The sequence below is a fragment of the Diaphorobacter sp. ED-3 genome, assembly GCF_027625375.1.
Classification (GTDB): Bacteria; Pseudomonadota; Gammaproteobacteria; order Burkholderiales; family Burkholderiaceae_C; genus Diaphorobacter; species Diaphorobacter nitroreducens.
Genome location: NZ_CP115182.1, coordinates 1,050,238 through 1,064,368 on the forward strand (window position 1 = coordinate 1,050,238; position 14,131 = coordinate 1,064,368).

General features: G+C 66.8%; 14 protein-coding genes and 1 tRNA gene. 4 read left to right on the top strand and 11 right to left on the bottom strand.

The genetic code is table 11. The features are described from left to right. Positions 1-26 precede the first annotated feature (26 nt). From PCQ86_RS05125 to PCQ86_RS05140, 4 genes are read right to left on the bottom strand one after another with little or no spacing between them, the layout of a single operon-like run. Positions 27-884 carry an ATP-binding cassette domain-containing protein gene (locus tag PCQ86_RS05125; protein ID WP_270175009.1) on the bottom strand — a complete coding sequence of 286 codons (858 nt, stop codon included), beginning with the start codon at positions 882-884 and terminating at the stop codon, positions 27-29. Further along, positions 881-1,885, bottom strand: coding sequence for an ABC transporter ATP-binding protein (locus PCQ86_RS05130; RefSeq protein WP_270175010.1), 1,005 nt, complete (start codon positions 1,883-1,885; stop codon positions 881-883). Before PCQ86_RS05130 ends, PCQ86_RS05125 begins: the two co-directional genes overlap by 4 nt. After that, positions 1,882-2,757 (bottom strand): ABC transporter permease, encoded by an 876-nt coding sequence (locus tag PCQ86_RS05135; protein WP_270175011.1) that lies wholly within the window; start codon positions 2,755-2,757, stop codon positions 1,882-1,884. The genes PCQ86_RS05130 and PCQ86_RS05135 overlap by 4 nt, the downstream gene beginning before the upstream one ends. After that, positions 2,754-3,716, bottom strand: coding sequence for an ABC transporter permease (locus tag PCQ86_RS05140; protein WP_270175012.1), 963 nt, complete (start codon positions 3,714-3,716; stop codon positions 2,754-2,756). The genes PCQ86_RS05135 and PCQ86_RS05140 overlap by 4 nt, the downstream gene beginning before the upstream one ends. Positions 3,717-3,891: 175 nt before the next feature. Between PCQ86_RS05140 and PCQ86_RS05145 the strand changes: the two genes are divergently transcribed. After that, positions 3,892-4,149, top strand: coding sequence for a YfhL family 4Fe-4S dicluster ferredoxin (locus PCQ86_RS05145; RefSeq protein WP_011804336.1), 258 nt, complete (start codon positions 3,892-3,894; stop codon positions 4,147-4,149). A 63-nt stretch (positions 4,150-4,212) separates the two neighbouring features. On the opposite strand, the gene pth is transcribed toward PCQ86_RS05145, so the two are convergent. The 7 genes from pth to PCQ86_RS05180 form a co-directional block, all read right to left on the bottom strand. Further along, positions 4,213-4,848, bottom strand: a complete 636-nt coding sequence (pth, locus tag PCQ86_RS05150) for an aminoacyl-tRNA hydrolase (protein ID WP_011804337.1) — start codon at positions 4,846-4,848, stop codon at positions 4,213-4,215. A 134-nt stretch (positions 4,849-4,982) separates the two neighbouring features. Next, positions 4,983-5,609 carry a 50S ribosomal protein L25/general stress protein Ctc gene (locus PCQ86_RS05155; RefSeq protein WP_011804338.1) on the bottom strand — a complete coding sequence of 209 codons (627 nt, stop codon included), beginning with the start codon at positions 5,607-5,609 and terminating at the stop codon, positions 4,983-4,985. A 153-nt stretch (positions 5,610-5,762) separates the two neighbouring features. Further along, complete coding sequence (locus PCQ86_RS05160) at positions 5,763-6,728, bottom strand: ribose-phosphate pyrophosphokinase (protein ID WP_011804339.1); 966 nt, start codon at positions 6,726-6,728, stop codon at positions 5,763-5,765. Between the two features lie 47 nt (positions 6,729-6,775). Then, positions 6,776-6,852, bottom strand: a tRNA-Gln gene (locus PCQ86_RS05165). 41 nt (positions 6,853-6,893) lie between these two features. Then, positions 6,894-7,745 (bottom strand): 4-(cytidine 5'-diphospho)-2-C-methyl-D-erythritol kinase, encoded by an 852-nt coding sequence (gene ispE / locus PCQ86_RS05170; RefSeq protein WP_270175013.1) that lies wholly within the window; start codon positions 7,743-7,745, stop codon positions 6,894-6,896. Between the two features lie 9 nt (positions 7,746-7,754). Then, positions 7,755-8,270 (bottom strand): lipoprotein insertase outer membrane protein LolB, encoded by a 516-nt coding sequence (locus tag PCQ86_RS05175; RefSeq protein ID WP_172206395.1) that lies wholly within the window; start codon positions 8,268-8,270, stop codon positions 7,755-7,757. Further along, positions 8,267-10,066: a tetratricopeptide repeat protein gene (locus PCQ86_RS05180; RefSeq protein WP_270175014.1), complete on the bottom strand. Its 1,800-nt coding sequence runs from the start codon at positions 10,064-10,066 to the stop codon at positions 8,267-8,269. Before PCQ86_RS05180 ends, PCQ86_RS05175 begins: the two co-directional genes overlap by 4 nt. Positions 10,067-10,095: 29 nt before the next feature. Between PCQ86_RS05180 and mutM the strand changes: the two genes are divergently transcribed. From mutM to mutY, 3 genes are all read left to right on the top strand, one after another. Further along, complete coding sequence (mutM, locus tag PCQ86_RS05185; RefSeq protein ID WP_270175015.1) at positions 10,096-10,911, top strand: bifunctional DNA-formamidopyrimidine glycosylase/DNA-(apurinic or apyrimidinic site) lyase; 816 nt, start codon at positions 10,096-10,098, stop codon at positions 10,909-10,911. Between the two features lie 93 nt (positions 10,912-11,004). Beyond that, on the top strand, positions 11,005-12,987 hold the full coding sequence (locus tag PCQ86_RS05190; protein ID WP_135148464.1) for a dynamin family protein: 1,983 nt from the start codon (positions 11,005-11,007) through the stop codon (positions 12,985-12,987). After that, positions 12,984-14,057 carry an A/G-specific adenine glycosylase gene (mutY, locus tag PCQ86_RS05195; RefSeq protein WP_270175016.1) on the top strand — a complete coding sequence of 358 codons (1,074 nt, stop codon included), beginning with the start codon at positions 12,984-12,986 and terminating at the stop codon, positions 14,055-14,057. The genes PCQ86_RS05190 and mutY overlap by 4 nt, the downstream gene beginning before the upstream one ends. Positions 14,058-14,131: the final 74 nt, after the last annotated feature.

Below are 14,131 nucleotides of genomic sequence, written 5' to 3' on the forward strand. Positions count from 1 at the left end.
GGGCGTGGCGCGCTGGCGCCGTGCGGCTAGAGCGCGATGCGCGGTACCGCGGCCACCAGCGCCTGCGTGTAGGGGTGTTGCGGCGTGCTGAACAGCGTGTGCGGCGCGCCGCGCTCCACCACGCGCCCCTCGTACAGCACCAGCACCTCGTCGCACAGGTGCTGCACCACGGCCAGGTCGTGGCTGATGAGCAGGTAAGTGACGCCCAGGCGCTCCTGTAGGTCCTGCAGCAGGTTCAGCACCTGGGCCTGCACGGACACGTCCAGCGCGCTCACGGGCTCGTCGGCCACGATGAGGCGCGGCCGCGTGATGAGCGCGCGCGCGATGGCGATGCGCTGGCGCTGGCCGCCCGAGAATTCGTGCGGGTACTTGTGCGCATCGCCCGCGCGCAGGCCCACCTGTTGCAGCACGGCGGCGGCCTGCTCGCGCAGTTCGGCGCGTGTGGCGCTTCCCAGGGCCTGCAGCGGCTCGGTGACGATGCGCTCCACCGTCTGGCGCGGGTCCAGCGAGCCGTAGGGATCCTGGAACACCATCTGGAAGTCGCGCCGTGCGGCGCGCAGCGCGTGCGCGGGCAACCGGTGCAGGTCGCGCCCCAGCAGGTGCACGCTGCCGGCGCTGGGCGTGTCCAGCGCCATCACCAGGCGCGCCAGCGTGGACTTGCCCGAGCCCGATTCACCCACCACGCCCAGGCTGCGGCCGGTGTTGATGTCCAGGTCCACACCCCGCAGCGCCTGCACCTGCGCACGCGGCCCCCACGGCCGTGTGCGGGGCAGCGGATAGTCCCGCTGCAGGCCGCGTACGCGCAAAAGGGGTGCATTCGCGTCAAAATGGCCTGTAGCGCTTGTAGGGAAAGCGCTGGCAGCTATTGAATTGATAGTGTTCACACGCTCTCCCCCAGCCGTATGCAGCGCGCCATGTGGCCCGGGCCCAGCGCCGTGGCGGGCGGCAGGGCGGCGTGGCAGTCGGGCACGGTGAGCGGGCAGCGCCCAGCGAACGGGCAGCCCGGCGGCAGATCGGCCAGGTCGGGCACGGTGCCAGAGATCGTGGGCAGGCGTGCACCGGGCACGCGTGCGGAGCCCCACTGCGGGCGTGCGGCGAACAGGCCGCGGGTGTAGGGATGGGCCTGCGTGCGGAAGACTTCGCGCGTGGGGCCGGCCTCGACCACCGTGCCGCCATACATCACCAGCGTGCGCTGCACGTTCTGCGCGATCACGCCCAGGTCGTGCGAGATGAGGATCAGCGCCATGCCGCGCTCGGCCACCAGACCCTGGATCAGCTCCAGGATCTGGCGTTGCAGCGTCACGTCCAGCGCCGTGGTGGGCTCGTCGGCAATCAGGAGCTGCGGCCCGCAGGCCAGCGCCATGGCGATGGTGATGCGCTGGCGCTGCCCGCCCGAGAACTGGTGCGGGTAGGCGTCCAGCCGCTGCGCGGCCTGTGCGATGCCCACACGTTCCAGCAACGCAACGGCCTCGGCACGCGCCTGCCGGTCGGACAGGCCGCGGTGCAGGCGCAGCGGCTCGGCCACCTGCCGCCCGATGGTGTGCACGGGGTTGAGCGCGGTCATGGGTTCCTGGAACACCATGCCGATGCGGTCGCCGCGCAGCCGGCACCACTGGGGCTCGGTCATCGGCAGCAGTTCCTGCCCGTCCAGGCGGATGCTGCCCTGCACGCGCGCGCCTTCAGGCAGCAGGCCCATGAGCGCGAGCGCGGTAAGGGACTTGCCGCAGCCCGATTCACCGATCAGGCCCAGCGTGGCGCCGGGCTGCAGGGCGAAGTCCACGTCATGCACGGCGCGCACCGGGCCGCGCGGCGTGCGCAGCGTGATGGTCAGTTGCTGTACGTCCAGCAATGGCGCAGGGGAGGGAGGTGCGTGCGCTGGTGTCATCGCTGGCGGGACAGTCGGGGGTCCAGCAGGTCGCGCAGCCCGTCGCCCAGCAGGTTCAGGCCCAGCACCGCCAGCGCAATCGCCACGCCCGGCCACACGGCCAGCAGCGGCGCCTGGAACATGAGGGTCTGGGCCTCGGCCAGCATGCGTCCCCACGACGGTTGCGGGGGCTGCGTGCCCAGGCCCAGATATGAAAGCGCGGCCTCGGCGAGGATCGCCAGCGCGAACTGGATCGTGGCCTGCACGATGAGCACGGAAGCGATGTTGGGCAGCACATGCTCGAAGGTGATGCGCCATGGGCCTTTGCCGCAGGCGCGCGCCGCCAGGATGTATTCACGCGCCCACACCGCCTTGGCCGATGCGCGCGTGACGCGGGCAAAAGTCGGTATGTAGAAGATGCCGATGGCGATGATGGCGTTCACCATGCCGGGGCCGAAAACGGCCGTGAGCATGATGGCCAGCAGCAGCGCGGGGAACGCGAAGGTGAAGTCCGCCAGGCGCATGACGGCTTCCTCCACCCAGCCGCCGCGCGCCGCTGCCAGCAGCCCCAGCGCGGCGCCCAGCGCCAGGCCGATGCCCACGGCGATCACGCCCACCGCGATGGACGCGCGCGCGCCCACGAGCAGTTGCGAGGCCACGTCGCGCCCGTAGGCGTCGGTGCCCAGCCAGTGCTGCGCGCCGGGGGGCTGCAGGGCGGCATCCATCGCCATCTCATAAGGCGGCCATGGCGTCCAGACGAAGGAGAGCAGGGCGGAGAGCACCAGCGCCAGCGTGAGCACGGCACCGATCGCGCAGCTGGGGTGGCGCAGCGCGCGGCGCCAGAACGCCGGCGTGTGCGGCTGGGGCGCGGGGAAGGTCGGCAGCGCGCTCATAGGCCGCGGGCCTTTACGCGCGGGTCGATGGCCGCGTACAGCAGGTCCACCACGAAGTTCACCACCACCACCATGGCCGCCAGCAGCATCACGCAGTTGCGCACCACCACCAGGTCGCGGTTGGCGATGGACTGGAAGATCAGCCGGCCCAGCCCGGGCAGGTAGAACACGTTCTCCACCACGATGGTGCCGGCCAGCAGGTTGGCGAACTGCAGGCCCATCACCGTCACCACGGGGATCATGGCGTTGCGCAGCACATGGCCCCACAGCGCCGCGCGTTGCGAGAGCCCCTTGGCGCGCGCCGTGCGCACGAAGTCCTCGCGCAGCACGTCCAGCACGGCGGAGCGCGTGATGCGCGCCAGGATGGCGGCCTGCACCACGGCCAGGGCCACGGCGGGCAGCAGCAGGGCCTGCAGCGCGGGGAGCACGCCGCCGCCGGCTTCGACGCTCCAGCCGGGAAAGCCCCCGGCCGAGAACCATTGCAGCTGCACCGAAAACAACAGGATCAGCAGGATGGCAAACCAGAAGTTGGGAATGGCGATGCCCAGTTGCGCCAGCCCCATCACTCCCCAGTCACCCAGGCGGTTGTGGCGCGATGCCGCATACACGCCAGCGGCCAGCGCCAGCGCGGTGGTCAGCAGCATGGCCAGCAGGGCCAGCGGAATGGTCAGCGCCAGGCGCTCGCCGATCAGGTCGGCCACGGGCGCGCTGTAGGCATGGCTGTCCCCCAACTGGCCCGTGAGCAGTCCACCCAGCCACTGCCCATACCGCACGAGCGCGGGTTGGTCCAGGCCCAGCCGGGCGGCGAGCTCGGCCACGGCCTCGGGTGTGGCGTCAGGCCCCAGCAGCACTTCGGCCGCGTTGCCCGGCAGGACCTCCAGCACCACGAACACCACGGCCGACGCGCCCAGCAGCGTGGCGATCAAAGTGGCGAGGCGTTGGAGGAAGAACAGGGCCATGGGAGGGAAGGCCGCGGCGCGCGGCCGGGGCGGTGGTGGGCCGAGCATAGGACAAAAACCGCGGGCGCATGGCGGCCATCCCCACGGGGGCACAGGGGTGGGCGGATAATTGCAGGATGCTGTTCACCGCCCGCCTGTCACCGCATTACGCCATGTGCCGCAAGGGAGTTGCGCCATGGCGTTGATGATCACGGACGAGTGCATCAACTGCGACGTGTGCGAGCCCGAATGCCCCAACGAGGCCATCTTCCTGGGCCAGGAGCATTACGAGATCGAGCCCTCCAAGTGCACCGAATGCGTGGGCCATTTCGATGAGCCCCAGTGCGTGGCCATCTGTCCCGTGGCCTGCATTCCGGTCCACCCGGCCCACCAGGAAAGCCGCGAGACGCTGTGGCAGAAGTTCCAGCGCCTGAAGCCACCAAAAGTGGCCTGAATGTGGAGGTCTTTGGGCCGCTAGCGCTTATCTGGTAAGCGCTACCAGCTATCAAAACAATAGTTAATCTGCGCCCGCTTGTGGTGCGGCCTGCGCCTGGGCGGGGCGTGCGGTCTTGGGGCGGGGCGGCTTGGTGGTGTGCACGAGGAGCGTGGCCTTGTCCATGTCACCGGCCAGCAGGGCGGGGTAGGCCTTGAGCGAATGCAGGATGCTGTCCTCGATCAGCGTGCGCTGGTCGGGCGCGGGCTTCTTGAGCACCCAGTTCACCACCTCCGCCTTTACGCCGGGGTGGCCGATGCCGATGCGCAGCCGCCAGTAGTCGCTGGTGCCCAGTTGCGCGTGGATGTCACGCAGCCCGTTGTGGCCTGCGTGGCTGCCGCCGCGCTTGAGCTTGGCCTGTCCGGGCGGAATGTCCAATTCGTCGTGTGCGACGAGGATTTCCTCCGGCGGAATCTTGAAGAAGCGCGCAAGGGCCGCCACCGACTTGCCTGAGAGGTTCATGAAGGTCTGCGGCTGCAGCAGCCAGACGCTGTGGCCGGCAACGCTGGCGCGCGCGACCAGGCCGTGGTAGCTGCGCTCGGGGACCAGGGTGACCTTGAGTTCGCGCGCCAGCGCGTCGATCCACCAGAACCCCGCGTTGTGGCGTGTGGCCTCGTACTCCGGGCCGGGGTTGCCCAGGCCCACAAACAGTTTGATCATGTTGCGATTATCCGGCGCGCCTGAAGCGGCGCGACGTGCGCCTGCAGGGGACCACAAAACGCCAACGGCCCACGCGAGGTGGGCCGTTGAGAGGCAAGAGGCCGCCCCTGAGGTCGACGGCCCGGCAGAAGTGCTTACTTCTTGCCCTTCTTGGCGGGTGCGGCTGCGGGTGCTGCGGCTGCGGTCGCGTCGGCCACCACTTCGGGCAGCTTGATCGACACCAGGGCGGGGTTCTTGTTGGAACCACGCACCACGGCCTTCACACCGTGGGGCAGCTTCACGGACTGCAGGCCCATGGTGGACTTGGAGGTCAGGCCGCTCAGGTCCACCTTGATGAACTCGGGCAGTTGCGCGGGCATGCACATCACGTCCAGTTCATGGATCAGCGGGGTCACCGTGCAGCCTTCCACCTTCACGGCCTGCGAGCCTTCGACGCCTTCGAAGTGCAGCGGCACCTTCAGGTGCACACGGGTCTTCTCGTCCACGCGTTGGAAGTCCACGTGCAGCACTTGCTGCTTGAAGGGGTGGTACTGCACGTCACGCAGCAGCACCTTGGTGACTTGGCCGTTCAGCTCCATGTCCAGGATGCTGGAGTGGAACGCTTCCTTCTTGAGGGCGTGCCACAGGGCGTTGTGATCGATCTCGATCAGCTGGGGCTCGGCGGAGCCGCCATAGACGATGCCGGGGGCCTTGCCCGAAATGCGCAGACGGCGGCTCGCACCCGTACCTTGCTTGGCGCGCTCAAAAGCGACGAATTGCATGTTTGAACTCCTGAAGGGGCCGGCCGCGACCAGCCTGGCCCTGTTGATAAAGACCGCACGCCACCATGGCATGGGCCCGTGCTGTCTCCGAACAAGCAAGCCTCCCGAAGGAGGCTTGGGGCTGTGACACCTCCGCCAGCGGCGGAGCGATCATCAAGCCTGGTCGGAGAACAGGCTCATCACCGACTCACCCTTGGCAATGCGCTGGATCGTTTCGGCGATCAGCGGCGCCACGGAGAGCTGGCGAATCTTGGAACACCCCTTGGCGGCATCGCTCAGGGGGATCGTGTTGGTCACCACCACTTCATCGAGGGCTGTGCCTTGCGCGATGCGCTCGATGGCCGGGCCCGAGAAAATGGGATGCGTGCAATAGGCGTAAACGTTCTTGGCGCCGCGTTCCTTGAGCACTTCGGCGGCCTTCACCAGCGTGCCGGCGGTGTCGATCATGTCGTCCATGATCACGCAGTTGCGGCCTTCGATGTCGCCGATCACGTGCATGACTTCCGACACGTTCGCCTTGGGGCGGCGCTTGTCGATGATGGCCAGATCGGTGCCGAGCTGCTTGGCCAGGGCGCGTGCACGCACCACGCCGCCCACGTCCGGGCTCACCACGATCAAGTTCTCGTACTTCTTCTGGTTCAGGTCACCCAGCAGCACCGGCGACGCGTAGATGTTGTCCACCGGAATGTCGAAGAAACCTTGGATCTGGTCGGCATGCAGGTCCATGGTCAGCACGCGGGCGACGCCCACTGCCTGCAGCATGTTAGCCACCACCTTGGCGGAGATCGGAACGCGTGTGGAACGCGGACGGCGGTCCTGGCGAGCGTAACCAAAGTAGGGAATCACGGCGCTGATGCGTTCGGCCGAGGCGCGCTTGAGCGCGTCGACCATGATCAGCAGTTCCATCAGGTTCTCGTTGGTCGGCGCGCAGGTCGACTGCACCACGAATACATCGCGGGCGCGGACGTTTTGCTTGATTTCGACGGTGACTTCGCCGTCGGAGAACCGGCCCACATCAATGGCGCCGAGAGTGGTGCCAAGATTTTGAGCGATCTCGGCAGCCAATCCAGGGTTGGCATTGCCCGTGAAAACCACGAAGTCGGGGGGATTGGTTTGCATGAGCGACTCAGCCGTCTGAATTTAAATCCCGTGTGGGAAATAATCTTTGGCAGGGGAGGAAGGACTCGAACCCTCGCATGCCGGAATCAAAATCCGGTGCCTTAACCAACTTGGCGACTCCCCTACGCAGGTCAGCTGTCTTGCGTCAGCTCACCCAGTATTTTTTCATCCAAAAACCCAATCCGCTAGCGGATGAGACTTTAGATTTTCACACACTTTGACATGCCATGCAGCGGGTGCATCGTGCAGATCGACAGCGTGTGTGATTTGTGCAAACACCGCACTTCCAGAGCCTGTCATGCGTCCTTGCAACCCTTTTGATTCAAGCCAATTGATGGCTTGCGTAATCTCGGGGCACAAGGCCTGTGCGACTGGCTGCAGGTCATTACTTCCAAATTGGTAGTGTGTTGCAGCAAAGCCTGAAATTGTAGCACAACTCGAATCACGTTTAAGGGAGGGATGCGAAAAAATCATTCTCGTATCCAGCCCCGCTTCGGGCTTGACCACCGCGAAAGCCGCAGGCGGAAGTTGGTGCTCCAACTCAAGAGGGCAAATTATGTCACCAATTCCCTCGACCCAGGCGCTTGCGCCGCACAAAAAAAACGGAACATCGGCGCCCAGCGTCAGGGCGATCGAGTGCAACTGCTGCCGAGACAGTTTCAACTTCCACAAGCGGTTGAGCGCCAGCAACGTGCTGGCCGCGTCCGAAGATCCGCCACCCAAGCCGGCTTGTGCGGGGATGTGTTTAGAGACGCCGATATGTACCCCTTGCGGGCAACCGGTGGCCTTTTGCAGCGCACGTGCGGCGCGCACGACCAGATCGTCCGCAGGCAGGGCGCTGGTAAGGTCTTCACGTGTGACGGTCCCAGTGCCGCGCACCTCGAAATGCAAAACATCGCACCAATCGATCAACATGAAGACCGACTGCAGCAGGTGATAGCCATCGGGCCTGCGACCCGTGACATGCAGAAACAGGTTCAGTTTGGCCGGCGCCGGCACATCGTACAGGGCTTGCATGGAAAGCGGTCAGAGGCTCAAGACAATGCGCAGCGTAGTGCGAGGCAGCGGCTGCTCGCGCGTGGCCGACAAGCGGCCCTGCTGCAGGGCATCGAGGTTGGTGCGCCAGCCGGCGACCTGGAGGGCTTCGCCCTTCAGCCAGCTGAAAAGCGCGTAAATGGGTAGGTCGCTGCCGGTCAGGTCATGTACCAGGGTCTGCAGCGAGGCAGCCTCCCTGCGTTCCTGCCCCTGGACGAGCACGGCGCGATGCGGAGTCCATTCCACACGCGCGATGATGTTGCCCAGCGGGTTGATGAGAGTGAGCTCTCCCGCAGAGGGGTGGCCCTTCAATTCAAAACCGGCACTGAAGGATTGGCCTGCATCGTCTTCCACCTGAACGGCCAGCCGGCCCGACCAGTGGTCCGGGCTGGCGTCCGCAGGGCGTGGCGGCTGCGCGCAGGCGACCAGGGTTGCCGCTGCGACGATCCCGAGCACCAGCCGGCCGCGCAGAGGGCGGGGGTCAGCCGCCAGTTGCGGTTGGCTCACAGACGCACTCCCAGCCGGTCGAGCGTGCCCTTGAGTGTGTCGTTGTCTTTGTTGATACGCAGGCCCTCGCGCCAAATGTCACGCGCGCGATCATGCTGTCCCAGAGACCACAGAACTTCCCCGATGTGGGCCGCTATCTCTGCGTCCGGTTGTGTTTCGTAAGCGCGTTTCAGGATGGTCAGCGCTTCCTGGCGGTTGCCCAGGCGGAATTCCACCCAGCCCAGACTGTCGGTGATGAACGGATCGTTCGGTGCAAACTCCAGCGCTTTGACGATGAGCGCCTTGGCTTCCTCCAGACGCACGCCCCGCTCTGCGAGGGAAAAACCCAGGGCATTGAGTGCGTGGTGGTAGTCGGGTTGGCGGGCGATGATGGCGCGCAAGAGGCGTTCCATGTCGTCGAGGCGGCCCGCCTTTTCCGCCAGCATGGCTTGGTCGTAGGCGAGGTCGTTGTCCGCGGGCGCCAGCGCTACGGCCTTGCCGAGGACCGTGTAGGCCTGTGCATATTGTTTTGCTTCGCGCAGCAACTGGGCTTCGGCCTGCAACTTGAGGCGTTCCTGATCCGGGGTGCTTGCGGGCACGGCGCGGATCAGTGCGCGCGCCTCTTCCAATTTGCCCTGGCGTGCGAGCAGTGCAGCGCGGCGGCTTTGAGCCGTGAGCAGTTCGGCGGCATCTTCAATGCGCGAAAGCCAACCTTCGGCCCCGGCGTAGTCGCCACGCTTCTCCGCTACTTGCTCGTGCATCAGATACGCCTGGGTGAGCGCGCGCTTGCGTTGGGGCGTGGCGGGCAGGTCTTCGAGCAAGCCGGTAAAACGCCGCAGTGCCTCCTCCGCCTGGTCCAGCCGTCCGCCTTGCAGGTGTAGCGAAGCCTGCAACAACCAGGCTTCGGGCATGTCGGCCTGTTCGCGATTGACTGCATCCAGCTGGAACTGTGCGTCTGCCAGGCGCTGAGACTCCAGCAGCAGGCGTGCGTAGGCCATGCGGACTTCGGGCAGGGGCTTGCCGGCCAGGTAACCCGCGAGCAGCGGCTCCGCCTGCGTGACGCCCTCTGCGAGCAGCTCGAGCGCCAGCATGGCGGCGCCATCGTCGGCGGGGTCTTGTGCATGGGCCTGGCTCGCCGCCTCCAGGGCGCCCGCCTTGTCGCTGGCTGCCAGGTCCATGCGCCCCACGGTGGTCCATGCAATGGGACCGATGGCCGGGTGGTTCAGTTCTGCCTGCAGGGCCTGGCGCACCACCTGCGCGGCCAGTGCCTTGTCGCTGGCACGGCCATAGAGCTGAGGCAGCGCGCGGATGGTGGATATCTTGTCGCGCGTCGGCGCGGTGCTCAATTCCTGCTTCAAGGGTTCGGCGCTATCGCCGATGCGATTGAGGGCGACCAGGATGCGCAGCATGTAGCGATTGGCATCGCGCGACTGCGGCAGGGCCTCCTTCCACGCTCGCGCGGCCATCAAGGCGTATTCGCCCGAGCGCGACTGCAGGGCGATCTCGGTGGCGCGGCGGTACAACTGTGGGTCGCCGCTGCGGCGTGCAGCGTCCAGCATCAGGGCATAACCGGTGCCGGGGTCGCCCCGGCTGGTGGTCATCTCGCCCAGCAGCAATTCGTAGAACAGCTCGGCATTCAAGGCGGCTGCATCGTCGCTGGCAGCCGCATCGGTATCTTCCAGCTCGGCTGGGGGGGCGGGGACGGTGGACTGGGCAGGCGTCTGGGCCATGGCCGGCAGCATGCTCGCTGCAGCCCAACATGCCAGTGCGACGGCCCTGAAACGAAGAGATTGCACCATCGGCCCATAATAATCCATGGCTCTTGAACTTCTTGACGAGTATTGCGATGCCTGAGCTGCCGGAGGTGGAAGTCACGCGGCGCAGCTTCGCTGGCGCGATCGAGGGCGCAACTGTCCGCGGCATTGCGGTGGGCAAGCCCTTGCGCTGGCCGCTGGGCATGGAGCCCGCAGTATTGATCGGACGGCGCGTGTGCGGTGTGCGCCGGCGCGGCAAATACCTGTTGCTGGATCTGGATGAAGGGCTGCTGCTCATTCACCTGGGCATGTCGGGCAGCTTGCGCTTTGCGCGCGACCTGCCCGCGCGCGGCGCCCACGATCATTTCGAACTGATAACGGACCAGGGCACGCTGCGGCTGCACGACCCGCGGCGCTTCGGCGCCGTGGTCTGGGCGGCGGGTGAGTCCGATCCCCGTGCACGCAAGCTGCTCGATGGGTGGGGATTGGAGCCGCTGGGCGAGGACTTCGCCTTCGAGTCCTTCCACGCGGGGCTGCGCGCCAAACGCACCCCCATCAAGCAACTGCTGCTCGCTGGCACGGTGGTCGTGGGCGTGGGCAATATCTATGCCTGCGAAGTGCTGTTCCTCGCGGGCATCCGGCCAACCATCCGCGCTTGCGCGATCGGACCCCAGCGAGCCCGGCGCCTGCACGGCGCAATCCGCGAGGTGCTGGCGCGCGCGGTGGAGCGGGGCGGCAGCACGCTGCGTGATTTCTCCAGCGCCGACGGCAGCGCCGGGCATTTCCAATTGGAGGCCAATGTCTATGGCCGCGCGGGCCTGCCGTGTCGCCAGTGCGGCACGCCCGTGCGTCTGTTGCGCCAGGGGCAGCGCAGCACCTATTTCTGTCCGCACTGCCAGCGCGCCTGACCGGGCTGCGTGGCGGCGGACCGGCGCAATGGCGATGCTATATTGCGCCATCTCCCGCCCACGCGGGCGCTTGCATTGATATCCGGGAGCAAAGTGGGACCTTCATTCAACGAACAGTTTGACCAGCACGGCGCATGGAGGCGTGCTTTCGCCCAGCAACTCAAGCGCCTGGGGCAATGGATGGGTTCGCACGACCTCATGGACGCGGCTGTGGAGGAGCGTCTGCAGCGGCTGGAAGAGCAGGTGCGCAGCGACAAGGTGACTGTCGCTTTTGTGGCGGAGTTTTCGCGCGGCAAGTCCGAGCTCATCAATGCGATCTTCTTCGCCGGCTATGGCCGGCGCATCATGCCGGCCAGTGCGGGGCGCACCACCATGTGTCCGACCGAGCTGGGCTATGAAAACGGCACCGCCCCCAGCCTGCGCCTGCTGCCTATCGACACGCGCATGCAGTCCCTGGGGCTGGCCGAGTGGCGCCTGAAGGCAGACCGCTGGGTGAAGGTGCCGCTGGACATGGACGACCCGGCCCAACTCGCCCAGGCGCTTGAAAAAGTATCGGAAGTGCGCCGCGTGTCCGTGGATGAGGCGCGTGCGCTGGGTTTCTGGAGCGATGAGGCCGCAGACGAGAACCCCGTGCTGGACGCTGCGGGCATGGTCGAGGTGCCGATGTGGCGGCACGCGGTCATCAACATTCCGCATCCGCTGCTCAAGCAGGGGCTCGTGATCCTGGATACGCCGGGCCTGAACGCCGTGGGCGCGGAGCCCGAGCTCACCATCAACCTCATCCCGCAGGCCCACGCCGTGGTGTTCATCCTGGGCGCGGACACGGGCGTGACGCGCTCGGACCTGACTATCTGGCGCGACCACCTGGGCACGGCTGAAGACGCGACCGATGCGCGGCTGGTGGTGCTCAACAAGATCGACACGCTGTGGGACACGCTCAGTTCCCCGTCGCAAGTGCAAGCACAGCTGGAGCGCCAGCGCCAGACATCGGCCGAATTGCTGGGCGTGCCGCTCAGCCATGTCGTGCCCGTGTCGGCCCAGAAGGGCTTGGTGGCCAAGATCAACTGTGACGACATCCTGCTGGAGTCCAGCGGGCTGCCGCTGCTGGAGGAAGCGCTGGCCGAGGGCATCATGGGCCGGCGCCAGGCCATCCTGCGGGCCACGGTGGCCAGCGGCGTGGCAAGCCTGCAGTCCGAGACGCGGCGGGTGATCAACATCCGCCGGCGCGATCTGGATGATCAGATGCTGGAGTTGCGCAGCCTGCGCGGCAAGAATGCCTCGGTGATCGACGCCATGCGCGGGCGCATCGAGCAGGAGCAGCAAGAGTTTGAAGCCAGCACGGCCAAGATCCAGGCCGTGCGAGCAGTGCACCTGAAGATGCTGCGCGAGGTGTTCCACCAGCTTGGGCCGCGTTCGCTCAAGGCGCAACTGGTGGAGCTCACCGAGGCGCTGCAGCCCAAAGGGCTCAAGCTGGGCGTGCGCAAGGTATATGGCGACACCTTCGCCAAGGTGCGCACCATCATGGAGGCCGCGCAGTCCACGGGCATCGAGATCCAGGCCATGCTGGGCGGCACCTTCCGCCAGCTCAACACGGAGTTCGGCTTCTCGTTGCAAGTACCTGCGGCGCCCCAATTGGGTAACTATGTGCAGGAGATCGTGGCCATCGAGCAGCGGCACCTGCAATACGTGGGCATGGGCAACACGCTGCGCCTGGCGCAGCCAGAGTTCGCGCAGCGCTTGTTGCGGGCCATGGGCCTGCGCCTGCGCACCGTGTTCGAGTCCGCGGCCAACGAGCTGGAGCTGTGGAGCAAGACGGCCACGGCGCAGCTGGACGCGCAACTGCGTGAGCGCAAGCGCAGCTTCTCGCGGCGTATCGAGGCGGTGAACCGCATCCAGCAGGCCGCCAACGGGCTGGTGGACCGCATCGCCGAGATCGAAGAGGCCGAGCAGCACCTCGCCGAACTGGAGCAGCGGCTGGCCGAGCTGACCTCCGACCTCGTGCGGCAGCCGCAAGCGCCTGAGGGCGTGGACATCGACATACCCCTTACCGAACCCCAGCCGCTCGCGGCGTCATGAGCGGTCCGTCCGCAGAGCTGGCGACCCAGGTGGTGCGCTGGCAGGCAGCGCATGGGCGCAACCACCTGCCTTGGCAGAACACGCGCGATGCATACCGCGTGTGGCTGTCGGAGATCATGCTGCAGCAGACCCAGGTGGCCACGGTGCTGGAGTACTACGCGCGCTTTCTGGCGCGCTTTCCCGACGTGCGCCAACTGGCTGCTGCGGCGCAAGACGAGGTACTGGCGCTGTGGAGCGGACTAGGTTACTACAGCCGCGCGCGCAACCTGCACCGCTGCGCGCAGATCGTCGTGCACCAGCACGGTGGGGAATTCCCCCGCACGGTGGATGAGCTGGCGGCCCTGCCGGGCATCGGCCGCTCCACGGCAGGGGCGATAGCCGCTTTCTGCTTCGGCGCACGGGCGCCGATCCTGGATGCCAACGTGCGACGCGTGCTCACGCGGGTGCTGGGGTTCGGCGCCGACCTGGCCGAGGCGAAGAACGAGCGCGCGCTATGGCAGCAGGCCGAGGCGCTGCTGCCACGGCAGGACCTGTCCCATGCCATGCCGCGCTACACGCAGGGCCTGATGGACCTGGGTGCCGGCATCTGCCTGCCCCGCAACCCCAATTGCCTGCTGTGCCCCTTGCAAGAGGCCTGCGTGGCGCGCCGCGACGGCAACCCGCAGGACTACCCGGTGCGCACGCGCAAGCTCAAGCGCAGCGCGCAGGCCTGGTGGCTGCTGCTGCGCCAGGATGGTGCGGGCCGGCTGTGGCTGGAGCGGCGTCCGCCCATCGGCATCTGGGCGGGGCTGTACTGTCCGCCGGTCTATGACAGCCGCGCGGCGCTGGATGAGGCGCTGCAGCTGCACGCCAGCTGCGATGCGCGGGATCTGCCGGCCTTCACCCACGTGCTGACGCACCGCGACCTGCACCTGCATCCGGTGCTGGCGCGCGATGCAACGCCGCAGCCGAACGCGCATTGCGCCGAGCAGCAGTCGGGGTGGTTCGCTCCGGCGCAATGGCCGGCGCTGGGGCTGCCCGCGCCCGTGCGCAAGCTGCTCGCCTCCCTTGGGGACGGCTGTCAAAAATGAGAGCTGGCAGCGCCCGTAGATAGGCGACTTCCGGTAGAAAACTATTGCAAGTCATTCAATAGCAAGCGCTAGCA